Genomic DNA, 24,114 nt, shown 5'->3' on the forward strand with positions numbered 1-24,114 from the left:
CTTGCCGGGCGATCGGTAGTTCTACCGATCTTCGCCGGCTTCCAGCCACAGCCTTGTCATTTCCGCCTGTGAGGTCGTGCCGAGCTTGAGGCCAATGGCGGCGCGGTGGCTGTCAACCGTGCGCGGTGACAGGCCAAGCCCATCGGCGATCTGGCGGGTGGTGAAACCGAGTGCGATGCGTTCGAGTATCTCTCGCTCACGCGCGGTCAGAAGCGACAGAAGCGCCACCGTTTCCGCCTGCAACGCCCGTGCATCCAGCGTGCGGGCCAGCGTCTGGTGCGCCTTCTGGATTGCGTCGATGAGATCCTGTTCATCCACGGGCTTCGACAGGAAATCCACGGCACCGTTGCGGAAGGCGCGGCGGCAGGCCTCGATATTTCCGTGGCCGGAAATGATGATGACCGGCCAGTCGATGCCTTCCTCCACCAGCTTTTCCTGAAGCTTGAGGCCGGTAATGGCGGGCATACGAATGTCGAAGATCAGGCAGCCTGGCTCAAGCCCCGGTAATTGGCCAAGAAAAACCGTTGGGTCGGCAAATCCCTTCGCCTTGATGCCGACCGTGGACAAAAGCAATATCAGCGCCTTGCGCACGGCGTCGTCGTCGTCAACGAGATAGACGGGCAGCGTCACGGTTTCATCGCCTCCGTGGTGACCGGCAGGACAACACGGAACAAGGCGCCGTTTTCCTGCTCGATGAAGAGGATTTCGCCGCCGGCGCGCTCCACCAGCCGCTGACTGAGCGCGAGACCAAGTCCCATGCCGTTGTTTTTTGTGGTTGCAAAGGGGGTAAAGAGCCGGTCGCGCAATTGCGGCTCCACGCCGGGGCCGTTATCGGCGACTTCGAACAGGGCAAGATCGCCCTTGCGGGTGAGCGTTGCTGTGATTACGCCCTTGCCCTCGTCGGCACCGGCCAGCGCATCAAGGGCATTACGCAGCAGATTGAACATCACCTGCTCCATTTCCACCGGATCAACCCGAACCAGAAGCGGCACCTCTGGCTGCCGGATATCGATGACGACCTGCTGGCGCGCCGCCTCACCGGTCAAAAGCGCATCGACATTACGCAGCGCGACGCGCAGGTCATGCGCCGTGGCCGGATGGCGGTGCGGCAGCGACCAGTTGCGGAAACGGTCGAGCATGTTGGCGGCGCATCGCGCCTGCTCGATCATATCGTCCAGCGCACCGGAAAGCGTTGCGACATCCTCACGGGCTAGAAGCCGTCGCCCGGCCTGCGCCTGCGCCAGGATTGCCGTCAGGGGCTGGGTCAGTTCATGGGCAAGGCCGCTCGCCATCTCTCCAAGCGCATTGACCCGTGAGGCGTGGGTCAGCCTCGCCTCCATGCCGCTCAGTTCTGCCCGCCTTTCGGCGGCGCGTATACGTGTTCTCTGCCTTGCCATTACGATGCCGAACACAAAAATGATGCTGGCACCGGCCAGCGCCGCCAGCAGGGCGCGGCCCGGCAAAAGTTCCCGCCAGGTGATGGGAAGCGCCACCTCCAGAAGCAGCGGCTGGCTGGCACTGCTCAGCTGCCGGGCATATTGCGGTTCTACAGGCAGTTGCGGCGGGCCGTATAACAGGGTGCCATCCGGCATTTTCAGGCGGGTCACTGCCCGTTGCGCCGACCAGAAGGGGGCATCGGATGCCAGCAGCCGTGCCGCATCGACGGCCAGCACCAGCGCCTGTCGTGCCGTCTCGCTATTGGGGCTGCGCTTGACGATGAGGTAATGGCCAGGCCTCAGCGCACTTGCCAGCAATGCCGGCTTGCCCGTGAAAGCCGATGCCGACTTGCGAATATCCGCAGCCAGTTCATCTTCCAACGGCCGGGTGCCGATGGCGGGACCTCCCTCATTGAGGGAAACCAGCTGGACCTCATCGATGCGCGGGTAAAATTGCAGGATCGGCGCAGCAATCGCAAGCAGCAGGCCGTCGTCCGGCCCCTGCTCGGCCTGCGCCACCGCCGACAGCGCCGTCACATGGGCATCGTGCTGATCCGCCCGGCGCGTAGCCTCAGCCTGCAAGGCGTCGCTCTGCCGCTCCAGTTCGCCAAGCAGGCTGACATATTGGTAAGCCGCCAGAGCGGAGATGACCGCCGCCATCAACAATGCCCAGACCGCGAGCACCCGGAAAAACGGCCAGGCGGCCGGAGAGCGCGGATCACCTGACGCTGGTCGGCGGCCGGATATGGCATCGGCGATCGTGCGGAGCGACTGCGTGACGCTGCCCGCGCCTGCCCTCATTGCCTCCGGCGTAGATTGGCCGGAATGCCCGGATCGCCTGTTCCATGCGTCGTTGTTTTCAAGCATCTCTTCGCTCGCTCGACCGGAAAACACGGCCGGAACATTGGTTCGTCATAGAACCTCTCAGCACAGACTGGCCAAACATTCAATCCGGCTGAAACAGGCTCGCCTGCCGCTCGCGCTGGAATAGGGTCAAATAGTGCTGCGTTATAGCCCTGTCGGAAACCCTCTAGGCGCATTCCCTGCGGGGTTGCAAACGATCGAGCGGTACGGCGGGCGAATAGAGATAACCCTGACCGAAACGGATGCCCATCTGCATGAGAAGCCGGCTCTGCTCCTCCGTTTCTATGCCTTCCGTCACCAGCTTGGCGCCGTAACGCTCAGCGCTTTCGAATGCGAGAGCGATCGCGTCCTTGAAGCGTGACTGATCGAGCCGGGACGTCATCCAGTGGTCGATCTTGACCTCTTCGAAGGGGAACCTCGCAAGCAGCGTGAGCGCGGCATAACCGGTGCCGAAATCATCAAGTGACAGCCGCACGCCTGCTTCGCTCAGCCTGTCGAAATTCTGCTGCACGACGTCGATGGCCGGTACACGGCTCATCTCCGTCACCTCAATCGACAGCCGATGCGCAGGCACCGTCATTTCACTCAGGAACGCCACGACCCGGTCTCCGAAACGCGGGGTCGAAAATGACGAGGCGGAAATATTCACCGCCAGATGAAAATCCGGCTCAAGGCTCCGCAGATCGCTGAGGTCGCAGACGACCGCCTCAATCGTTGACCACTCAAATTCCACCAGCAGCCGGTGGCGCTCGGCAATCTCCAGCACGTAATAGGGCGAAAGCGCCTGCCCGCGCGCATCGGTTGCCCGCAGAAGCGCCTCCGCACCGATCATGCGGCGATTGTGCATTTCAAATTTCGGCTGGTAGCATATTGGCGGCCGGCCGGATTTGATCCAATGGACCAGCATCTGCCGCACACCCTCGTCGCGGGTGGCTTTTTCGGCGAAGGAGAAGGGGAAAATCTGCACCGGATTTTCGCTTCTCCTCAGCGCCAGGCTGAGATGCCTGAGAAAGGACGCTAAGTTCTGCCGGGAAAGCTTATCCAGATTGGCTGCGCCGATCTTCAGATGCGGCACCGGCCCCGCCTCCGCGGACCGGCAAAATGCGCTCAGCCCGTCATGGAGATGCATCATAAGTCGCGCGCTTTCCGACTTTTCCAGCGAAACTCCCTCGATGACCACCGCAAGCGTCGTATCACCGAACATGAAGCTGCGCGGCGCATTGGAGTACGACAGCAGGCTGCTATCACCATCACATACTTCCCGCGCCAGTCGCGGCCAGAAAAGATCGGCCCAGTCCTCGCCTTCGCAGGCGGCGACATCGGCAATATTGACGATTTCTATGAGAAGGAGGGCGTGCGGCACGGGCGGCTCCCGCCGTGCCATCGTTTCGATATGGTCTTTGAGGGCGCGACGGTTGGGCAGGCCGGTCAGGGAATCTGTCCGTGCCGCGATATCGCGCTTCCTCACTTCCTCCCGCGCCCGCGCCTCGCTGCGCAGAACAAGAAACAGGCAGGTGATCATGGGCAGACCAACAACGACCGCCCCCAGAGTGCGGCGGCCGACGGCGCTCAAAAACAGCGCCTGATCGATAAGACCCAGACCGAACGATACGGAGATGGCAAACAGCACGGCGACAAACCGCACACCAAAAACGGCGAAAATATCGCGCATCCCCAGTTCGGTCAGACGCCGGCGGCGCATCCAGCCATACATCAATATCCCGAAAGCCGAGATGACGACCATGTCCTGAAAAGCGGCGAAAAACAGCACGGGGCCGCCGATTACGTAGCGACCGACAGCAACAAGAAGCAGCGCTATTCCCCCACCCTGCCATGACCCCAGAAGCCCGGCAAGGAACAGCAGATCCGAGCGGATATAGGGTTTGGAAGGCAGCTTGATAAACTCGGAAACCAGAAGCGTCAGCAGAAATCCGGCCACGCCGAAAATGATACCGTAATAGATCTTATAACGTGGGTCATCGAGGGCGATGTTGCGGCGCATGAGGATCAGCACGGATACCATGCCGATCACCGCAGCTGCCTGGAGCAGCAGGAATGGAAGCTCGGCGGCAGCGGCCGCTGCCTGAACGGCGATCAATTCCATCATCTGCAAACCCCCGGTTATTATTTGTTTCGCCGCCGGAATTCCGGCGTTCGCCTTTCACAATTCCCGTATCTGCGAAGGACGAACTATAATACGTCGCCCGCCGCCACGGCCGGACTATATCGCCGCTACCGTTCGCATCCCGGCAAAATTCTCCGGAGCGGCAATCGCCCCGGCCTGCGCGGCGGCCAGCACCAGCCTGTCGCGTCCCCGGCGCTTCGCCTCGTACAGTGCTTCATCCGCGCGGTTCAGCATGCCCTGTATTGTCTCCAGGCCATCGGTGGAAACGGCTATTCCGAGGCTGACCGTGACGACGGTCTGTCCGTCCGGGCGGTTGGGGTGAGGTATCGCCTCGCCCGACACCGCCAATCTTAGCCTTTCACCAACGGCAAGGGCTGCGGATACGACGCAATTGTCGAGCAGGACCACAAATTCCTCGCCGCCATAACGCGCAACGAAACTCCTGTCACCATCATCCCTGCGCAGGGCGGCGCGCAGCCTGCTGGCAATCTCGCGCAGGCAGTCATCGCCAGCCACATGCCCTTCTGAATCATTGTAGTTCTTGAAATAGTCGACATCGAGAAGAATGAGCGCCCGAGGCTTGCTGCTGGCGGAAATCTCGCGTGCCGCCTCGTCAAAGCTGCGGCGGTTGCAAATACCTGTCAGCTGGTCGGTATTGGAAAGCTGCTGCAGGTCCCGATTGGCGCTTTGAATTTGTTGAAGCAGCATCTTTTCGCGCAGCGAGGCCAGATAGTCCCGCCGCTCCACCTGCTCGATGCGATAGGCCGCAAACAGCGAGACGGCGCTGATCCCGACCGAACACAGGATCGCCGGCAGCTTCGCCGCCTCGCTCGTCACCGTCACATATTGCATGCCGATGATGAAAACGACCAAGCAGCCGACCGTTCCCATGACAGCGAGAGGAAGCGGCTTGCGATGCACCGTGTTCATATAGAGTATGACAGTGATGACACCCATGTAATATTCGCTTGCCGACGCGGTGCGCGCATTGGCGTAGACGAACATCAGCGATGCGACGACCAGCATACATCCCAACCCGTGAAGGACTTCATGCGCAATCGCATCCGGACGCAGCAGCACTGCATAATGCCGCGCCGGGAAATAAAGGAACAGGAGCGGTGTGACAACGAACAACCGGACGACAACATCCAGCCAGATAATCTCCGGCACCCAGTTCGTATCGACAAACAGGTACAGATTATAGACAACCATTCCGAAAATTAATCCATATGTATTGAACCGATGGTTGCTTTCATTGACTTTGCGAATGAACCCAGAAGACCGGTCCTCTTTAAGTAAAAATATCATCCAAACGCTCTTCAAAACACCCATAAGAAAAAATAAAATTCGCAACCTAATATCGATGCAAAACAACTACAAAATTACCATTAAAAAATATTGAAAAACGAATTTTACGATTTAAACTCAAAATATTATTTCATATCCTAAATACTACTTTATTCCAAAACAGCATATTCGATATTTTATTTTGTGATGTTGTTCATCAAAAAAGCCATTCCCGGTCGGGACGATCACCTTGCCCCTTTGGCCGTTTCTGCTAAAAACTTGTAAAGTCACACTTTATCTCATGAAGCACGCACACGGGTACCTCACCATGTCAGCCACCAAGCTTGCCATCGTCGGCGTCGGCAAAATCGTTCGCGACCAGCACCTTCCAGCCATCGCGGGCAATCCGGATTTCGAATTGATCGCCACGGCGAGCCGTCATGGCACTGTGGATGGCGTCGCCTCCTATGGCACCATCGAGGCAATGCTGGAAGCGGTTCCGCAGATCGAGGCCGTGTCCCTGTGCATGCCGCCGCAGTTTCGTTACGAGGCAGCCTATGCGGCTCTGAATGCCGACAAGCATGTTTTCCTTGAAAAACCGCCGGGTGCTACACTTTCTGAAGTGCAGGATCTCGCGCGTCTTGCGGATTCGAAGGGGCTTTCGCTGTTTGCAAGCTGGCATTCGCGTTACGCGCCGGCTGTGGAAGCGGCCAAGGCATTTCTGGCTTCAACGACAATCGACAGCGTGCATGTGATCTGGAAAGAGGATGTGCGCCACTGGCACCCGAACCAGGCGTGGATCTGGCAGGCGGGTGGCCTTGGCGTCTTCGACCCCGGCATCAACGCCCTTTCCATCATCACCCATATCCTGCCCCGCGCGCTGTTCCTGACCAAGGCGACGCTGGAATTCCCGGAAAACCGCGACGCGCCGATCGCTGCCGACCTGCATTTTTCCGACGTGACGAAAATGCCTTTGCGGGCCGAGTTCGACTGGCGCCAGACCGGCAAGCAGAGCTGGGATATCGTCGCCGAAACGGCCGGCGGACAAATGGTGCTATCGGAAGGCGGCGCCAAGCTCTCCATCAACGGCGAAGAGAAGCTCTCCGAGCCGGAGCGGGAATATCCCGCCCTTTACGAGCGTTTCGCGGAAATCATCAAGGCCGGCCGCTCCGATGTGGATCTGGCGCCACTAACCCATGTGGCCGACGCCTTCCTGCTTGGCCGCCACAAATTCGTGGATTCCTTCTACGACTGACAATACGATCGTTTTCAGAATTTCTCAGAGGGCGCGGCTGACAAAACGGCCGCGCCCTGATTTTTTGGCTTGCCTCATCGACGCGGCATAACAGCGTCGCGCGATCCGCACCCGTCTGCGGGGCAATCGCGCCACCGATGCTGGGGGGCGCTGCGACCTCCTGGCCATCGACATCGAAAGGTTTGCGGAAGGCGGAGAGAAGCCGGTCCGCCGTGCCGGCTACTACGCCTTTTTCTGCCAGCGCCCCTCCGGCGACTGTTGCCAATAGGTCAGCGCATGACCTTCGGTCTTCAGCCTTTTCCAGTGATTTCGCGCCATTTCGAGCTGGTAGGCATCGTATCCGTCGAACATGAAGACGATGCGCTCATAGGCCTCCACCGCCGGCGGTTCGGCGCCGTCCACCAGAAAGCGGACATTTGCCCCGTTGTCGTTGACATCCGAGGCTGTCAGGAGAATCGGCTGGCTTTGCGGTGCCGAAGACGTATCGGTGGCGTGCGGCAGAAAACTGTCGTCACGAAAGGTCCACAGATGCGTGTCGAGGAAATCGCGGCGAGCCTCGTCCACCGTCTGGATCGCGACCTTCCAGCCGCGTTCCAGCGATTTTTCGAGCAAAGGCGGCAACGCATCCTCGAGCTTCGATTCCGTCAGATGGTAGAACAGAATTTCAGTCATCCGCAGACTTCGAACTCCGCTCGCATCAATCTTCGTAATGGGCGCGAACGAGTTCGTTCAAAAGTCGCACGCCGTAACCCGATCCCCAGGACTGGTTGATCTCGGTCATGGGCGACCCCATCGCGGTGCCGGCAATATCGAGATGCGCCCACGGCGTTTCACCCACGAAGCGCTTCAGGAACTGTGCGGCCGTGACGGAACCGGCCAGACGGCCCGAGCTGTTCTTCATGTCGGCGAATTTGGAATCGATGATCTTGTCGTAGTCCTTGCCGAGCGGCATGCGCCACAGTTTTTCGGCCGTCACATCACCGGCCTGGGCAAGACGCGTTGCAAGCTCGTCGTCATTGCAGAAAAGGCCGGCCTGAAGATTGCCGAGGGCAACCGTTATCGCACCCGTGAGGGTGGCGAGGTTGATCATGAATTTCGGATTGAAACGTTCCTTGGTGTACCAGAGCGCATCCGCCAGAACCAGGCGGCCTTCGGCATCGGTATTGATGATCTCGATGGTCTGGCCGGACATGGAGGTGACGATGTCGCCCGGACGCTGGGCGTTGCCATCGGGCATGTTTTCCACGAGACCGATGACACCGATGACATTTGCCTTCGCCTTGCGGGCCGCAAGCACATGCATGAGGCCTGTGACGGCTGCGGCGCCACCCATGTCGCCCTTCATGTCCTCCATGTTGAGGCCGGGCTTCAGCGAAATACCGCCGGTATCAAAAACGACGCCCTTGCCGACGAAAGCAATGGGTTCATCCTTCTTGGAACCACCATTCCACTGCATGACGGCAAGCCGGGGCGGACGGGCCGAGCCCTGCGCCACGCCGAGAAGCGCGTTCATGCCCAGCTTCTTCAAGTCTTTTTCGCCGAGAATCTCGACATCGACACCCAGCTTGCGCAGCTCTTCCGCCTTTTCAGCGAATTCGACAGGGCCGAGAACGTTCGGCGGCAGGTTGACAAGGTCGCGCGCCAGAAGAACGCCGCCCGCAACGGCTTCGGAGACGGCAAAGGCCTTTTCCGCTTCCTGATGAGCAGCGGTGACGATGACGACATCGACTTTCTTCGGTGTCTTTTCGTCATCGGATTTTTTCTTGGTCTTGTAGGCATCGAAGCTATAGGCGCGCAGCAGAAGGCCCAGTGCGAAATCCGCAGCGGCCTGCGCGCTGATTTCGACGCCCGGAGCGTCGAGATAGATGGCGACCTTGTCGGCCTTGCGGAAATTGGCGGCGGCAGTGCCGCCGGCACGCAGCCAGTCATGCGCAACAAGTTTCGCCGGCTTGCCAAGGCCGATGATGAGCAATCGGTCGGCGCTCGAGCCCTGCGGCGCGATCACATCGAGTGTCGTCATGGATTTGGCAGCAAATCCCGCAATCTTCGCCGCTCTCTCGATCACTCCACCCGGATCGGCCTCGGAAGCACCGGCGGCAGCCTGCGCCTCACCGAAGGCTTGCAGCACAACGGCCAGAGAGTTTTCAAGCGAAGCGGAATTGGCGAAAGAAATATCGAATTTGGCGGACATGTTTTCCTGCTCTTCATGGTCAAATTTCATGATGCGCACGATCATGGCCTTTTCAGCCCCCGGCGCAACCCTACATTTTTTAAGGCCTGCATTGTTTAAAGGCAGACATTCCTTAAAGGTCCACATTCGTTAAAGGAATGACATTTTTGCGGATGGGCCGATTACGTCATGAAACCGACAGCTTGTTCCACAAAAAGACACAGGCGATGGAAAAATCGTCGTGCAAAACATATTTGTGAGCACGCCGGAATAGCCAATTGCAAACGATGCGATTAGATAAGCGGAAATCCGGCGGGCAATCGCACGGGAAAACAATGTCGAACAGGGCCATATGAAGCTTCTCGAGAACTATATCCTGCGGCGGACAACGCAGATGTTTCTGGTCGCGCTGTTGCCGGTGCTCGCCATCATCTGGACCATCCAGGTTCTCCAGAGAATCAATCTCGTCACCGACACCGGTCAGTCGATGGGCTCCTTCATGGCGCTCGCGACCCTGATCCTGCCGACGCTGATCCCCGTTGTTTTGCCTTTCGCCCTCGTCATCGGCATCACCCAGACATTCACGGCGATGAACAATGACTCCGAGCTTGCGATCATCGATGCGGCCGGATCGCCGCGTTCGGTGATGTTTCGCCCGGTTCTCATTCTGGCCGCTGTTCTCAGCGCGCTTTCCTTCACCATCACCAATTTCATCGAGCCGCCGGCGCGTAACTCCGCCCGGCAGATGGTGGCCGCGGCCTATGCCGACCTCCTGTCCTCGGTGATCGAAGAAAAGACCTTCCGTACCATTCAGGATGGTCTCTATGTGCAGATCGCCCAAAGACAGGGCCGCATCCTCAAGGGCCTTTTCGTCGCCGACCGGCGCGATCCGAATTTCGATCTCATCTATTATGCCAAGGAAGGCATGATCGATGAAAGCGGCACGTCGCTGACCATGCGCGACGGCGAAGTGCAGCAGAAGACGCCAGATGGCAAAGTGTCGATCGTCAAGTTCCTGTCCTATGCCTTCGACCTTTCGACCATGTCGGAAAAGCAGGATTCCGAACCCTCGCTGTCTCCGGGCGATGCCAGCCTCGGCTTCCTTCTGTCGCCAGATGAAAACAATGCGAGCTACAAGCGGTCGCCGGAAAACTTCCGCAGCGAGCTGCACAAGCGCCTGTCGGACTGGATGTTTGCCTTTGCCTTCGCGCTGATCTCGCTGGTCATCGCCGCCGATGCCCGTTCGCATCGCGAGGCGCGCATGCACCCGATGGTCGCCGCGCTGGTGACGGCCTTCATGCTGCGCTGGCTCGGTTTTTACGTCACCAATCAGGTCAAGCAGAGCGCGGCCTTCATTCCGCTGGTCTATGCCGTGCCGGGTCTCAGCGGCGCTGCGGCCGCCTTCATTCTGGTGACCGGTCGCAAACCGAAGATGCCGAAGATTATCGCGGATGCGGCGAGCCGGATGCGCCGTCTGTTCTCCAGCCGGCTGGCACGCAATTCGGGGAGCGGCAACGCATGATTTTCAACACCCTCGCCCGGTATTTCCTCAAACGATATCTAATGACGGCCGTGTGGTTCGTGCTTGGCGTATCGTCGATCATCTATCTCGCGGATTTCAGCGAGACGGCGCGGCGCATGTCCAGCGTGCCGGGCTATTCCGTTCCGGGCGCACTTGGCCTGACAGCACTTCGCCTGCCGCTGATCCTGCAGCAGACCGTTCCCTTCATCGCCCTTTTCGTGGGCATGACGACACTGATTTCGCTCAATCGACGTTACGAACTGGTCGTCACGCGCGCAGCAGGTGTTTCCGCCTGGCAATTCATCCTTCCCTTCGTCCTCGGATCCGTCCTTCTCGGCATTCTGTCCGTCGTCGTTTTGAACCCCATCGCCGCATGGGGCCAGAACCGGTCGCTGGCTATGGAAGCGGGATGGCGCAACGAAGCCAATGGAGGGCGCCAGCAGCAGATCATTCCATGGATGCGTCAGGCGAGCGGCGGCCAGGACACGATCATCGGCGCCAAGAGCTTCGAGGACAACGGAACGATGCTGCTCGACGTGGTTCTGATCCACCTCGACAAGGACGGAAACATCGTCTCGCGGCAGGATGCCAAGTCGGCAAAGTTGGAAGATGGTTACTGGCTTCTTAACGGCGTGACGGAAACGCGCGCCGGACATGTGCCAGTTCGGCAAGAGAGCACGCGGATCAGTACCAATCTGAGACGGGAATTCGTGCAAGAACGTATGACTCAGACGGAAACCGTTGCTTTCTTTGATCTTTCTCACAAGATCGAAGTTGCAAAGTCTTTTGGACTGTCTTCAAAAGCGCTTGAGACGCAGTATCATTTCCTGCTATCGACGCCCCTGCTTCTGGTTGCGATGACCTTGATCGCCGCGACCGTTTCATTAAAGTTCAGCCGCTTCGCCCAATCGCGCTCCGTGATTCTGGGTGGAATCGTTTCCGGCTTCGTGCTTTATGTAGTAACCGTGCTCGTAAGGGCATTCGGGAGTGGTGGTGTTGTCCCTCCCACCGTCGCGGTCTGGGTTCCAGTCGTCGTGGCGTTGGCTTTGGGGGCAACCATTCTGCTTCATCAGGAGGACGGCTAGTGGCGGTATATGACCGCGGGAATATCAGGCGGCTTTGGACGGCCCTTCTGACGGGTGCCGCTGTGTGCGCGTATTTGGCATCAAGCCCGGTCGCTTTTGGCCAGGGCGGGATGCTTGCGTCTGCAAGCCAAGACGATTCGAAACTCCTGCTTACAGCAAATGAACTGACCTATAATCGCGACTCCCAGCGCGTCATCGCGAAGGGCGTGGTTCGCATGAAATATTCGGGCTACCGCATGGTGGCCCAGCAAGTTGAATATAATCAGCAGAGCGGCCGCGTGATCGCGCATGGCAATATCGAGCTGATCGAGCCCGGCGGCAACAAAATCTATGCCGACGAAATGGACGTTACCGACGATTTCGGTCAGGGCTTCGTCAACGCACTGCGCGTCGAGACCCCTGATAATACCCGCATCGCGGGTGAAAGTGCCGAACGCCTCGAAGGCGACCTGATGGTCCTTAACAACGGCGTCTACACCGCCTGTCTGCCCTGCGCCGCAAAGCCTGAAAAGGCGCCGCTCTGGCAGGTCAAGGCCGAGCGCGTCGTCCAGGACGGCAAGACCCATACGATCCGGCTGGAAAAAGCCCGCCTGCAGCTTTTCGGCTACTCGGTCGCCTATGTGCCGTTCCTGACGGTTCCCGACAATACGGTGAAGCGGAAGTCCGGCTTCCTGTTCCCGCAGATGAGCATTACCGACAATCTCGGTTTCGGCATCGGCGTACCCTATTTCCAGGTTCTCTCCGACACAGCGGATGTGACGGTTACGCCGACCTATTATACGACGCAGGGTCTGCTTCTGCAGGCTGAACTGCGCCAGCGTTTCGAAACCGGCATGCACACGATGACGATCGCCGGCATCAGCCAGCAGAAGTCCGATACTTTCACAGCCGGAACCAGCGACGCGCTCAACGACAATCGCGGCATGATCGCCAGCAAGGGTGATTTCACAATCAATCCCCGCTGGGCCTTCGGCTGGGATGCCATGGTGCAGACCGATAATAACTTTTCACGCACCTATAATCTCGCAGGTTACAAGGGTAGCGTTCAGACCAATCAGATTTACCTGAGCGGTGAGAGCGCGCGGAACAGTTTCGATGCACGCGGCTATTATTTCAACGTTCAGGACACGGACAATAATGAAGCCGAGGAACGTCGGCAGGCCATCGTCCATCCAGTCGTTGACTATCGTTATTTCGTGCCGGATCCGATCTATGGCGGCGAACTGTCGCTGACCACTAATTTGACCAGTATCACCCGCCTGGAACAGGACGCTTACGCGCTTGGAGGCTACTCGCGTTTCAACGGGCTCAAGGGCGACTATACCCGTCTCTCCACCGAGGCCGAGTGGAAGCGCACCTTCACGATGGATAGCGGCCTGCAGATCACGCCAATTCTGGCCGCGCGCGGCGATGCGCTGTGGACGGACATGTCGCCCTCAAGCTTTACATCGGGCGGTACGTCCTACGCCTACGAAGGCATGATGCATGACGACGTGGCGTTTCGCGGTATGGTCACCGGCGGTCTGGAAGTGCGTTATCCGTGGCTCTTCACGGCGCTCAACAGCAGCCACGTGATCGAACCGATCGCGCAGATTTTTGTGCGTCCGAACGAACAATATTCCGGCCGTCTCCCCAACGAAGATGCGCAGGCATTCGTATTCGACGCGACCAATCTGTTCGAACGCGACAAGTTTTCCGGTTTCGACCGGATCGAAGGCGGCACCCGTGCCAATCTCGGCTTCCGTTATAACGGCACCTTCGACAACGGCTACGGCGTTCGCGCCGTTGTCGGCCAGTCTTTCCATCTGGCGGGCGAGAACTCCTTCGCATCCTATGATCTGGCTAATGTCGGTGCTGACTCAGGTCTGGAGTCCGACCGGTCGGATTACGTCGCCATGGCTGCCTTCGATGCGCCGATCGGCCTTTCGCTGTCGTCTAGCCTGCGTCTCGACAAGGACGATTTCGACATCAACCGGTCTGAGACCGGCCTCAGCTATTCTGACCGCCGCATCACCGGCAAGGTCAGCTATACCCAACTCAAGGCGCAGCCAAAATACGGTTATACCGGAGACCGCGACATCGTTCAGGCTTCCGGCATGCTGCGTATGGACGACAACTGGTCGCTGTTCGGCTCGATCAATTATGATCTGAACGGAAAATTTGCCGCCGAGCGCCGCGTCGGCATTGCCTACCAGGACGAATGCACGATCTTGACAGTCAGCTATTCCAACGAGGGCAACATCAATTCCACTCGGCAGGCCGCCAATGACTGGTCGATCAACGCCCGTCTGGCGTTCCGCACGCTCGGTGATGTCAGCATTGGTTCCGCCAACCAGGACTGGGCCGATATGGATATCGGCTGGAAGCCGAATAATTACTGAGTTTAAAGGCGGGTCACGCAGCATCGTGACCCGCCTTTTTGCCGTTCGGCCAGTAAAAGTCACGGTTTCGCCGCAACAACACGCCAGTGTCGGCCGGGTATAAACCCCTATCGGGTTTTCTTTCAACAAACCGAGACATTGCCGTCCTGCGGATCGCGATGATATATACGTGGCAAAATCGCGGCGCGGACGCGCAAATGCAGGTCTGACAGGCCGGGGAATGCGAAATTTCCACCGTCAGGCAGAACAGACTGGCGGGACAGGGAGACAGGCCCCTGCCCGACGAAAGGGAGAAGGACATGATGAATTTCGGAAAGACGGCTTTGCGTGGCGCTGCTTTCGCCTTTGCGATATTTGCCGTTCCCATGGCCGCCGTGCCCTATACCGGCCAGGCTTTCGCCGACGCCACGGTCAAGATCGTCGTCAACAAGACACCCATCACCAATGACGATATCGCCAAACGCGTCGCCTTCCTGAAGCTGCAGCGCCAGTCCGGCAATCTAAACGAAAAGGCGCGCGAGCAGCTGGTCGATGAGGCGCTGAAACGCGAGGAAATCGGCCGTGTGAAAATGTCGGTCAGCACCGATGAGGTCGATGCCGCTTTTGCGCGTTTTGCCGGCAACAACAAGATGAAACCGGATCAATTGTCGAAGGTGCTCGCACAGGCGGGCGTCGGCGCTGACCATTTCAAAGCCTTCATCGCCGTGCAGATGAGCTGGCCGCGCCTCGTCAACGCCCGTTACGGTGCGCGTGGCAAGATGTCGAACCAGGATCTCGTCACCCGCCTGAAGGAACGCGGCGACAAGCCGGTCACGACGGAATATTTCCTCCAGCAGGTCATTTTCGTCATCCCGGAATCCAAACGCAATTCCATTACCGGCAAGCGCAAGTCCGAGGCTGAAGCCTCGCGCAAGCGTTATCCCGGCTGCGACCAGGCCATGACCTTCGCAGCAACCATGCGCGACGTGGCGATCAAGGATCTTGGCCGCATTCTCGCGCCTGAACTTCCGGAAGACTGGAAGGCTTTGGTGGAAAAAACCAAGGAAGGCGGCACCACCGGCACCCGCGTGACCGAAAAGGGTGTCGAATATCTGGCCATCTGCAAGCAGCGTCAGGTTTCCGACGACTATGCGGCGGAGATGGTGTTCAAGTCCGAAGACCTGATGAAGGCCAAGGACGGCGAAAACCCGAACGAAAAGAAATATATGGATGAGCTGCGCAAGAAGGCGCAGATCGTCAACACCTGATACTGATACGAAAGCCGGGTCTTTCCGTGACACATGCATCCCTGCCGCTTGCCCTGACACAGGGAGATCCAGCCGGTATCGGCCCCGATATCGCCATCGCCGCCTGGGCCAGACGCCGGGAGAACGGTCTGCCGCCGTTCATCTTCATCGGCGATCCCGATGTGGTGGCCAGCCGTGCGGCGTTGATCGGCATGCCGGTCAATATCGAGACATGCGATGTGGCGGATGCTGTCAGCGTTTTCGACCGCGCTTTCCCGATCCTGCCTCTTCCCGTCGGGTTCGAGGTTCAGGCGGGCCAGCCGCATGTCGGCGCTGCCCATGCGACGATCAAGGCGATAGAAACCGCCGTTTCCCTGACCGTTGAGGGCAAGGCTGCAGCCGTCGTTACCAATCCGATTGCGAAATCCGTGCTTTACGAAGCGGGGTTCGGATTTCCCGGTCATACGGAATTTCTGGCCGATCTGGCTTTGCGCCTTAAGGGTGAGCAGGTGATGCCGGTGATGATGATTGCCGGCCCCAAGGTCCGCGTCGTGCCGGTGACGATCCATATCCCCGTCAAAGACGTGCCAGCTGCACTGACCGAAGAACTGATCGTCGAGACATGCCGCATTATCGATGCCGATCTGCGGCAGAAATTCGGTATAGAGGCACCGCGTCTGGCGGTTGCCGGGCTTAACCCGCATGCGGGTGAGGACGGCGCGCTTGGCACCGAGGACCGCGACGTGGTTCATCCAGCGACCATGCGGCTGCGCAAAGACGGGATCGATGCTTTCGGTCCCCTGCCCGCCGACACCATGTTCCACGATGCCGCCCGCAGGCGTTATGATGTCGCTGTGTGCATGTATCACGATCAGGCACTTATTCCGGCCAAGGCGCTCGGCTTTGACGATTCGGTCAATGTCACACTCGGCCTGCCCTTCATCCGCACCTCGCCGGACCATGGCACCGCTTTTGGCATTGCCGGCCAGGGCATCGCCAATGAGGCAAGCCTTGTGGCCGCGCTGAAAATGGCGGCGGAAATTTCCGCCCGCAGCCGGGTTGACGCATAATGGCCACCATAGATGGACTGCCGCCGCTGCGCGATGTCATTCAGCGCCATGGGCTCGATGCGAAGAAATCACTTGGGCAAAACTTCCTGTTCGATCTCAACCTCACCCAGAAGATCGCCCGGACAGCGGGGCCGCTTGAAGGCGTGACGGTGATCGAGGTCGGCCCAGGCCCCGGCGGCCTCACCCGCGCCATTCTTTCGCTCGGTGCCAAAAAGGTCATCGCCGTCGAACGCGACAGCCGTTGTCTGCCGGCGCTGGCGGAAATCGAAGCGCATTATCCCGGGCGTCTCGAAGTAATTGAGGGCGATGCCCTCAAGACCGATTTCGAGGCCATGATCCCCGCCGGTGAACCGGTGCGCATCATCGCTAACCTGCCTTACAATGTCGGCACACAATTGCTGGTCAACTGGCTTCTGCCAAAAGCGTGGCCGCCTTTCTGGCTCTCGATGACGCTGATGTTCCAGAAGGAAGTCGGCCAGCGTATTGTGGCTGAGGAAGGCGACAATCATTACGGCCGCCTCGGCGTTCTCGCCGGCTGGCGCACGGTATCGGAAATGGCCTTCGACGTGCCACCGCAGGCCTTCAGCCCGCCGCCGAAGGTGACGTCCACCGTCGTGCACCTGCTGCCCAAGGACAAGCCGCTGCCCTGCGATGTCGCCAAGCTTGAAAAAGTGACCGAAGCTGCCTTCGGTCAGCGGCGCAAGATGCTGCGCCAGAGCGTCAAGAGCCTTGGCGGCGAAACGCTGCTGGAAAAAGCGGGCATTGACCCCACACGGCGGGCGGAAACGCTGTCGGTGGAGGAATTCGTGACATTGGCGAATTGCCTGTAAATACGCTCTGTGATGCACTGTTCTGGACGGTGGGACATAGGTCCGTTGGCCCGGCGAATAGAGGAACAAGCGCGTGGAGAATGCCGGTTTTCACTATAAGCTCGACATTCCCGCCGAAACGCCCGACTGCGCGGTTGTCTTGCTGCATGGATCGGGACGAACGGAAGAAGACCTTATCTCTTTTGGCCGCGCCACCTTTCCCAATGGCGTCTTATATGCGCCGAGAGGGGCTGTACCCTGGGAAAATGGCTTCGCGTTTTTTCGCAGAAAGCCTGACAGACAGCTCGATATCGGCGATCTGAAACATCAAGCTGTCAGATTATGCCGGTTTGTCACCTTCGTGTTTCAGCAGACGGGGCAAAGACCCATTCTCGTCGGATATTCGAACGGTGCGATCATCGCGGCTGAAACGATATGTCAGGACCGCCATCAGTCAAAGGGCGCTATCCTGCTTCGCCCCCTATCTCCGAGGAATGAACAGTCTCTTCCAAACCTCGCAGGATATCCCATACTTCTGCTTGCGGGCACCCGTGACGACCGGCGTCACCCCTCCGATGCTCCGCATCTGGCCGAGCAACTGGCTTCAGCCGGTGCGGAGGTTGTTCTGGAGACGATCGACGCGGGCCATGGATGGGCAGAGGATGCGATGGACGAGCGACTGTCCCGTCAATGGCTGGCGCGCTGACCCGCAGCATAAATCAGAGCTGCGGTTCTTCCTCAAGCAGCGCCCGCACAAAGTCAAACATACCATGGCGACGGTCGCGGCGGACGCGTTCGGCTTTGACGATGGCTTCGACGGCCTCGAAGGCGGCCTGCAGATCGTCGTTGAGGATGACGTAATCATAGTCGCGCCAGTGCTCGATCTCGGCGCGGGAATTAACGAGCCGGGTCTTTATCACCTCTTCTGTGTCTTCCGCCCGGCGGTGCAGGCGCGATTGCAGTTCGGTCATGGTCGGCGGCAGGATGAAGATCGAGACGACGTCGGCCTTCATCTTGTCCTGCAACTGCTCGGCGCCCTGCCAGTCGATGTCGAACAGCATGTCGCGACCGGCAGCCATCGCTATTTCCACCGGATCACGCGGCGTGCCGTAAAAATTGCCGTGGACCTCAGCCCATTCCAGCAGTTCCTCGTTGTCGCGCAGGCGCTCGAAATCGCGCTTGGAGATGAAGTGATAGTGGATGCCCTCTATCTCGCTCTGGCGGCGCGGACGCGTCGTGACGCTGACGGAAAGGCTGATATTCTTGTCCTTCTCGAGCAGGTTGCGGGCAATCGTCGATTTACCCGCGCCGGATGGCGAAGAAATCACCAGCATCAGCCCTCTGCGGGCAATCGTAACGGGAGAATCATTCACCGGGGCCATGGGTCTACTCCAGATTTTGGACCTGCTCGCGGAACTGGTCGATAACCACTTTCAGCTCTATGCCTGCTGCGGTTACCGCACTGGCGTTCGATTTGGAACAGATTGTATTCGACTCGCGGTTAAATTCCTGTGCAAGAAAATCGAGCTTGCGGCCGACAGGCCCGCCATTTGCCAAAAGCTCGCGCGAAGCCTGCACATGGGCGCGCAGCCGGTCGAGCTCTTCGCGCAGATCCGCCTTGGTGGCGATCAGCGCCGCCTCGGCGTGAAGACGGTCACGATCCAGCCCGTGCATGCCCTCGCCGATCAGGGCGATCTGCTGGGCAAGCCTTGCGGCGATCTGTTCCGGCTGGCGGGAAGGATCGTTTTCGATGAGCGCCACCAGCGTCTCGATCCTGTCGATCTGGCCGGACAGGATGGCAAATAGCGATGCTCCTTCCCGCTCGCGCATGTCCTTCAGCTTCTCGACGGCCGCAGCAAAACCGGCAAGCACATCGGCGTTGCGTGCGGCCTGCGCCTCAGCGTCATCTTCCGCCTCGCGAAAATCGACCAGCCCGCGCAACGACAGCAGTGTATCGAAACTCAGCGGCTTGTCTTCGACGACATCGCCAAGTTCTTTCTTGAGCGCCAGAACAGCGGCGAGAGCATCACGGTTGATGACGGCCTCCAGCCGGTTTTCCGCAATCGACAGCGACAGACCTGCCTGAATATTGCCGCGGGCAAGATGCTCGCCGGCGATTTCCCGCAGCGCCGTTTCCAGCGCTTCAAGCCCGGTCGGCAGCCGCAGCCGCACATCAAGCCCCTTGCCGTTGACCGAGCGCAACTCCCACGCCCAGCGGTAACGGCCGGATGTTCCTTCGCTGCGCGCAAAGCCGGTCATCGATTGCAATGTCATATCTGGAAGCCCCCGTCATGCCGTACGAAACCGGGCCTTGCGCTAACAAGACCCGGTAAGAATTATCAGTTATTGGCCGGTTTTTCCGCCTCTGCGCCACCTGGCTGGCCGTCGACGGCAACATCGGGACTGCCGCCGGCTGCCGCCTTTTCCGCCTCGATCTTGCGCCAGCGGCGGACATTGGCGTTGTGCTCGTCCAGCGTCTTGGCAAAAACGTGACCGCCCGTGCCATCGGCAACGAAATAAATGTCATCCGTGCGCCAGGGATTGGCGACCGCCTCAAGTGCGGCCCGGCCCGGATTGGCGATGGGCGACGGCGGCAGGCCCTTGATGACATAGGTATTGAACGGCGTCTGCTTCTGCAGGTCCGACTGGTAGATCGGCCTGTCGGAAGGTTTGCCGTCACCGCCGAACAGACCGTAGATGATCGTCGGGTCGGATTGCAGCCGCATGCCTTTCTTCAGCCGGTTATAGAAGACGGAGGCGACATGGGCGCGCTCGTCATCCTTGCCGGTTTCCTTTTCGACGATCGAGGCGAGCGTCACGAATTCCTCGACGGTCTTGATCGGCAGGTCGGGGTCGCGCCGCTCCCAGATCATGTCGATCAGCTTGTCCTGCGCCGCGCTCATCTGGTTGATGATCTCTTCGCGCTTGGTGCCGCGGGTGAAGCGATAGGTATCCGGGCGAAGACTGCCCTCGTCAGGCAGGGCGGAGGGCAGCTCGCCATCCAGCACCTCGTCTGCGGCAAGGCGCGCAAACATCTGCTTGACGGTCAGGCCTTCCGGCAGCGACACGGAATAAAGGATCGACTTGCCGGATTCCAGCAGCGTCAAGATGTCCTTCATCGATGCGCCGGCCTTGATCTCGTATTCACCGGCTTTCAGCGTCTGGTCCTTCTGCAGGTAGCTACCTGTCATCAGGCGGAAAATACGGGCATTCGAAACAACGTCGTTACGCTCGAGATTATTGGCGATTTCGATGATGCCAGCGCCGTTGCGCACCGTGAAATGCGTGTTCGTCTCAAGCGGGCCTGGCTCCTGGAACGCGTTGATCATGTAATAGAAAGCGGCAATGGCCAGTACGCAGACGGCAACCGCAAGCGTCATCAGAAAATTCAGGAAGATCACCAGCTGGCCATGGGCCTTGCGCGAGCGCTTGGGCGGAGCCGGCACCTTTTCCGGGCGCAGCGCCTCGGTCGGAGATTTCGGAATGATCGGGCCGCGATTGCCCTCGCTTCCACCGTCTCGTCCGTATGGTCCCTGGCTGTTCTGGTTCGTGTCGCTCACCGTCGGTCCTTTTCAGTTCGGCGTTGTCAGCGCTTTTTGCGCAGGTAATGCGGCAAAAACAGGTTCGGAATATCTTCCTGCACCACATAGAGAGATCGTGAAGTTGTCTTTGCGTCCTTCACGAATCGTCTTTTCCGGCAAAGCCGGTCAGGAACAACCTTCTGCGGCGTGAAATCGCCCACACCGAGATAATCCTCCCGAAACCGGTAAACCGTCTCCCGTAAACGACTACAATATCGGCGCGAAAATCGAAATGGCTTTCGCTGACGCGCGATGCGTTCTTCAAAGGAAAGAGCACCCTCTTTCAGCACCCGCCGGGAGAAAGCCGCAACCGTCCGAGGCGGTTTGCGGCGCGGGTTGCCACCGCAACGGCAAAAGCCGCCGCGGCTTATATAATCTTATGCTTCGTAACGACGCAGCACGAGGGAGGCGTTGGTGCCGCCGAAGCCGAAAGAATTCGAGAGCGCCACGTTGACCTGGCGCTTGCGGGCCTTGTGCGGCACCAGATCGATCTTCGTCTCCACATCGGGATTATCGAGGTTCAGCGTCGGCGGCACGATATTATCGCGGATCGCGAGCACGGCGAAAATCGCCTCGATTGCACCCGCAGCACCGAGAAGATGGCCGGTGGCCGACTTGGTGGAAGACATGGAAATCTTCGTAGCCGAATCGCCGACAAGCCGTTCGACTGCGCCAAGCTCGATCGTATCGGCCATGGTGGAGGTGCCGTGGGCGTTGATATAGTCGATATCATCAGGCGTCAGGCCGGCGCGCTTCAGCGCCATAGCCATGCAGCGATAGGCGCCATCGCCGTCCTCGGACGGGGCCGTGATGTGGTAGGCATCGCCGGAAAGGCCATAACCGACGACTTCGGCGTAAATCTTCGCGCCGCGCGCTTTGGCGTGTTCCAGCTCTTCCAGAACGACGATGCCCGCACCCTCACCCATGACGAAACCGTCGCGGTCGCGATCATAGGGCCGGGATGCCTTCTGCGGATCGTCGTTGTGCTGGGTGGAAAGCGCCTTGCAGGCGGCAAAACCGGCAAGCGCAATGCGGCAGACCGGTGATTCGGCACCGCCGGCAACCATGACCTCGGCATCACCGAGCGCGATCAGCCGGGCGGCGTCGCCAATGGCATGCGCGCCGGTCGAGCAGGCCGTCACCACGGAATGATTCGGGCCGCGCAGCTTGTGGCGGATGGAAACCTGGCCGGATACGAGGTTGATCAGACGGCCGGGAATGAAAAATGGTGAAATACGGCGCGGACCCTTGTCGCGAAGCGTGTAACCCGCATCGACAATGCCTTCCAGGCCACCGATCCCGGAGCCGATCAGAACGCCGGTGGCAATCTGGTCTTCATCCGTTTCCGGGTGCCAGTCCGCATCGGCAAGCGCCATGTCGGCAGCGGCCATGCCATACAGGATGAAAGGATCGATCTTGCGCTGTTCCTTGGGCTCCATCCAGTCATCGGCATTGAAGGTGCCGTTGGAGCCATCACCGACGGGAATGCGGCAGGCGATCTTTGCGGGCAAATCTTCGACTTCGAACTCAGTCACGAGACGGGCGCCGTTCTGGCCGGCGAGCAGCCTTTCCCAGGTGATTTCCGTTCCGCATCCAAGAGGAGATACCATGCCGGTACCGGTGATAACGACACGCCTCATCGCCAACGCTCCGCCCTTATCCAAATCATCAGTCTCTTCTGCAATGCCGGACGCCATCGAGTGACGTTTGCGAGACGCTGCAGCATTTCGAATGTCCGCACAATCTTCGTCACGCACCGTTTCCGGCCGGGACGCTTATGCGGAGGCCGGAACGCGCGCCTGTTCGGGCACGTACCGTCTCCTTATAAAACATTGGCCCGGACGAGCCGGGCCAAGATGGGAGGATATTGCACCTCCCCCATGAAGGTCGATCAGGCCTGGGCCTTCTCGATGAACTTGACGGCGTCGCCAACAGTCAGGATCGAGTCAGCTGCGTCGTCGGGAATTTCAACGCCGAATTCTTCTTCGAAAGCCATGACCAGTTCAACGGTGTCGAGCGAGTCAGCGCCCAGATCGTCAATGAAGCTGGCGCCTTCAACAACCTTGTCGGCGTCAACGCCAAGATGATCAATTACAATTTTCTTTACGCGTTCTGCGATATCGCTCATGTCGGTTTCCTCGACCTTTATTTTGAAAGGGAATGCCTTGCGGCACCCTGCCCTGTTAGAAGCCCTCATGCGCCGTTCAAATCCGGCACCGCTGGCAAACCCGTTCAACCCGGTCCAAGCTAGACATCGTCACGCAAAATCGCAACGGCTTCCTGTCTCTCCGGGACGACTGTTCACAGTCTTGGCCCGATTAACACGGTTTCAATCGGTCGAAAAGCCTGAAAACGCGCTAAGCACAGCGTATGACAGGCAATTTAGCCGGAAACCGGTCGGCGGGGCCTTGCGGCGCAAGCTACCCAACAAGGTGCTGAAATAGCGCCGCAATCGTTTTCATGACGGCTGGAAGCGCCGTCAGATCATCGCCATGCCGCCGTTGACGTGCAGGGTCTGACCGGTCATATAGGCCGCCTCGTTGGAAGCCAGATAAAGAACGGCAGACGCGACTTCCGCGCCGGTGCCCATGCGCTTCATGGGAATGGCGCCCATGATGGCGTCTTTCTGCTTGTCGTTCAGCTTGCCGGTCATGGCGCTTTCAATGAAGCCCGGGGCCACGCAGTTGACGGTGACGTTGCGGGTGGCGATTTCCTGCGCCAGCGACTTCGAAAAACCGATCATGCCGGCCTTGGAGGCGCAATAATTGGCCTGGCCGGGGTTGCCGGTAACGCCGACGATGGAGGTGATGTTGATGATGCGGCCGAAGCGGCGGCGCATCATCGGATGCGTCAGCTCACGCGTCAGGCGGAACATTGCGGTCAGGTTCACTTCGATGACGTTGTCCCAGTCCTCGTCGCTCATGCGCACGAAGAGGCCGTCCTTGGTGATACCGGCATTGTTGACGAGAATATCGACGCCTTCCAGCTCGGCTTCGGCCTTTTCGCCGAGCGTCTTGACCTCGGCGCGATCGGAAAGGTTAGCCGGGAAAATCTTGACGCGATCGCCAAGTTCCGCCGCCAGCGCCTCGAGTTTTTCAACGCGCGTGCCGTGCAGGCCGACGGTTGCGCCCTGTTTGTGCAGAAGGCGGGCGATTTCCTCGCCGATGCCACCGGTCGCGCCGGTAACGAGAGCCTTGCGGCCTGTCAGATCTAACATGTCCTGTTCCTTCTTTAGAGCAACTCCGCAGGAAATTTTGCGGTTCTGCATCGGGAATTGTCAAAAACGAAAAAGCCATTGCGGGC

The 24,114-nt window shown here is 59.2% G+C and carries 21 protein-coding genes and 1 pseudogene; 9 read left to right on the forward strand and 13 right to left on the reverse strand.

The window, feature by feature from the left end; genetic code table 11:
• Positions 1-21: 21 nt before the first annotated feature.
• Positions 22-630, reverse strand: coding sequence for a response regulator (locus tag FCH38_RS02905; RefSeq protein WP_174372774.1), 609 nt, complete (start codon positions 628-630; stop codon positions 22-24).
• Positions 627-2,096 carry a sensor histidine kinase gene (locus FCH38_RS02910; RefSeq protein ID WP_236776539.1) on the reverse strand — a complete coding sequence of 490 codons (1,470 nt, stop codon included), beginning with the start codon at positions 2,094-2,096 and terminating at the stop codon, positions 627-629. Before FCH38_RS02910 ends, FCH38_RS02905 begins: the two co-directional genes overlap by 4 nt.
• Here FCH38_RS02910 and FCH38_RS23445 point away from each other — a divergent pair.
• Positions 2,083-2,427: a hypothetical protein gene (locus FCH38_RS23445; protein WP_236776540.1), complete on the forward strand. Its 345-nt coding sequence runs from the start codon at positions 2,083-2,085 to the stop codon at positions 2,425-2,427. The two genes, FCH38_RS02910 and FCH38_RS23445, sit on opposite strands and share 14 nt — an antisense overlap.
• A gap of 39 nt (positions 2,428-2,466) precedes the next feature.
• Here FCH38_RS23445 and FCH38_RS02915 read toward each other — a convergent pair whose 3' ends face one another.
• The gene (locus FCH38_RS02915) at positions 2,467-4,407 is read right to left on the reverse strand and encodes an EAL domain-containing protein (RefSeq protein WP_174372776.1); all 1,941 of its coding nucleotides are present in this window, start codon (positions 4,405-4,407) and stop codon (positions 2,467-2,469) included.
• 114 nt (positions 4,408-4,521) lie between these two features.
• Positions 4,522-5,637 carry a GGDEF domain-containing protein gene (locus FCH38_RS02920; protein WP_236776541.1) on the reverse strand — a complete coding sequence of 372 codons (1,116 nt, stop codon included), beginning with the start codon at positions 5,635-5,637 and terminating at the stop codon, positions 4,522-4,524.
• Between the two features lie 403 nt (positions 5,638-6,040).
• Here FCH38_RS02920 and FCH38_RS02925 point away from each other — a divergent pair, with 403 nt between their 5' ends.
• Entirely contained in the window at positions 6,041-6,967 is a 927-nt protein-coding gene (locus FCH38_RS02925) for a Gfo/Idh/MocA family protein (protein WP_174372778.1), read from the forward strand.
• Positions 6,968-6,991: 24 nt separating this feature from the next.
• Here the strand turns inward: FCH38_RS02925 and FCH38_RS23450 are convergent.
• The 3 genes and pseudogenes from FCH38_RS23450 to FCH38_RS02935 form a co-directional block, all read right to left on the reverse strand.
• Positions 6,992-7,193, reverse strand: a pseudogene (locus FCH38_RS23450) (GGDEF domain-containing protein); the annotation flags it as partial.
• Positions 7,190-7,639 (reverse strand): DNA polymerase III subunit chi, encoded by a 450-nt coding sequence (locus FCH38_RS02930; RefSeq protein ID WP_149897932.1) that lies wholly within the window; start codon positions 7,637-7,639, stop codon positions 7,190-7,192. The gene FCH38_RS02930 and the pseudogene FCH38_RS23450, both read right to left, overlap by 4 nt.
• A 25-nt stretch (positions 7,640-7,664) precedes the next feature.
• Complete coding sequence (locus tag FCH38_RS02935) at positions 7,665-9,158, reverse strand: leucyl aminopeptidase (RefSeq protein ID WP_153514170.1); 1,494 nt, start codon at positions 9,156-9,158, stop codon at positions 7,665-7,667.
• Between the two features lie 331 nt (positions 9,159-9,489).
• Between FCH38_RS02935 and lptF the strand changes: the two genes are divergently transcribed.
• The 7 genes from lptF (at position 9,490) to FCH38_RS02970 (ending at position 17,936) form a co-directional block, all read left to right on the forward strand.
• Positions 9,490-10,659, forward strand: a complete 1,170-nt coding sequence (lptF, locus tag FCH38_RS02940) for an LPS export ABC transporter permease LptF (protein ID WP_153513508.1) — start codon at positions 9,490-9,492, stop codon at positions 10,657-10,659.
• The gene (gene lptG / locus FCH38_RS02945) at positions 10,656-11,744 is read left to right on the forward strand and encodes an LPS export ABC transporter permease LptG (protein ID WP_046798818.1); all 1,089 of its coding nucleotides are present in this window, start codon (positions 10,656-10,658) and stop codon (positions 11,742-11,744) included. The genes lptF and lptG overlap by 4 nt, the downstream gene beginning before the upstream one ends.
• Complete coding sequence (locus FCH38_RS02950; RefSeq protein ID WP_174372779.1) at positions 11,744-14,125, forward strand: LPS assembly protein LptD; 2,382 nt, start codon at positions 11,744-11,746, stop codon at positions 14,123-14,125. Before lptG ends, FCH38_RS02950 begins: the two co-directional genes overlap by 1 nt.
• 299 nt (positions 14,126-14,424) lie before the next feature.
• Complete coding sequence (locus tag FCH38_RS02955; RefSeq protein ID WP_149897936.1) at positions 14,425-15,372, forward strand: peptidylprolyl isomerase; 948 nt, start codon at positions 14,425-14,427, stop codon at positions 15,370-15,372.
• Positions 15,373-15,398: 26 nt separating this feature from the next.
• A complete protein-coding gene (gene pdxA, locus FCH38_RS02960; RefSeq protein WP_174372780.1) occupies positions 15,399-16,421 on the forward strand; it encodes a 4-hydroxythreonine-4-phosphate dehydrogenase PdxA in 1,023 nt (340 codons plus the stop codon).
• Positions 16,421-17,251 carry a 16S rRNA (adenine(1518)-N(6)/adenine(1519)-N(6))-dimethyltransferase RsmA gene (gene rsmA / locus FCH38_RS02965; RefSeq protein WP_153513506.1) on the forward strand — a complete coding sequence of 277 codons (831 nt, stop codon included), beginning with the start codon at positions 16,421-16,423 and terminating at the stop codon, positions 17,249-17,251. The genes pdxA and rsmA overlap by 1 nt, the downstream gene beginning before the upstream one ends.
• A 73-nt stretch (positions 17,252-17,324) precedes the next feature.
• Positions 17,325-17,936, forward strand: a complete 612-nt coding sequence (locus tag FCH38_RS02970; RefSeq protein WP_174372781.1) for a dienelactone hydrolase family protein — start codon at positions 17,325-17,327, stop codon at positions 17,934-17,936.
• 13 nt (positions 17,937-17,949) lie between these two features.
• Here the strand turns inward: FCH38_RS02970 and gmk are convergent, their stop codons facing one another.
• The 6 genes from gmk to fabG all read right to left on the reverse strand — a co-directional run bounded on the left by gmk (position 17,950) and on the right by fabG (position 24,028).
• A complete protein-coding gene (gmk, locus tag FCH38_RS02975) occupies positions 17,950-18,612 on the reverse strand; it encodes a guanylate kinase (RefSeq protein WP_153513505.1) in 663 nt (220 codons plus the stop codon).
• Between the two features lie 4 nt (positions 18,613-18,616).
• Positions 18,617-19,504: a YicC/YloC family endoribonuclease gene (locus FCH38_RS02980; RefSeq protein WP_153513504.1), complete on the reverse strand. Its 888-nt coding sequence runs from the start codon at positions 19,502-19,504 to the stop codon at positions 18,617-18,619.
• Between the two features lie 65 nt (positions 19,505-19,569).
• Positions 19,570-20,790: an endolytic transglycosylase MltG gene (gene mltG, locus FCH38_RS02985; protein WP_149897942.1), complete on the reverse strand. Its 1,221-nt coding sequence runs from the start codon at positions 20,788-20,790 to the stop codon at positions 19,570-19,572.
• A gap of 398 nt (positions 20,791-21,188) precedes the next feature.
• Positions 21,189-22,451: a beta-ketoacyl-ACP synthase II gene (gene fabF, locus FCH38_RS02990; RefSeq protein ID WP_153513502.1), complete on the reverse strand. Its 1,263-nt coding sequence runs from the start codon at positions 22,449-22,451 to the stop codon at positions 21,189-21,191.
• 251 nt (positions 22,452-22,702) lie between these two features.
• Positions 22,703-22,939 carry an acyl carrier protein gene (locus FCH38_RS02995; protein WP_003502080.1) on the reverse strand — a complete coding sequence of 79 codons (237 nt, stop codon included), beginning with the start codon at positions 22,937-22,939 and terminating at the stop codon, positions 22,703-22,705.
• A gap of 351 nt (positions 22,940-23,290) precedes the next feature.
• Complete coding sequence (fabG, locus tag FCH38_RS03000) at positions 23,291-24,028, reverse strand: 3-oxoacyl-[acyl-carrier-protein] reductase (RefSeq protein ID WP_174372782.1); 738 nt, start codon at positions 24,026-24,028, stop codon at positions 23,291-23,293.
• Positions 24,029-24,114: the final 86 nt, after the last annotated feature.

The sequence above is a fragment of the Agrobacterium tumefaciens genome (assembly GCF_013337285.1).
GTDB classification, from domain to species: domain Bacteria; phylum Pseudomonadota; class Alphaproteobacteria; order Rhizobiales; family Rhizobiaceae; genus Agrobacterium; species Agrobacterium burrii.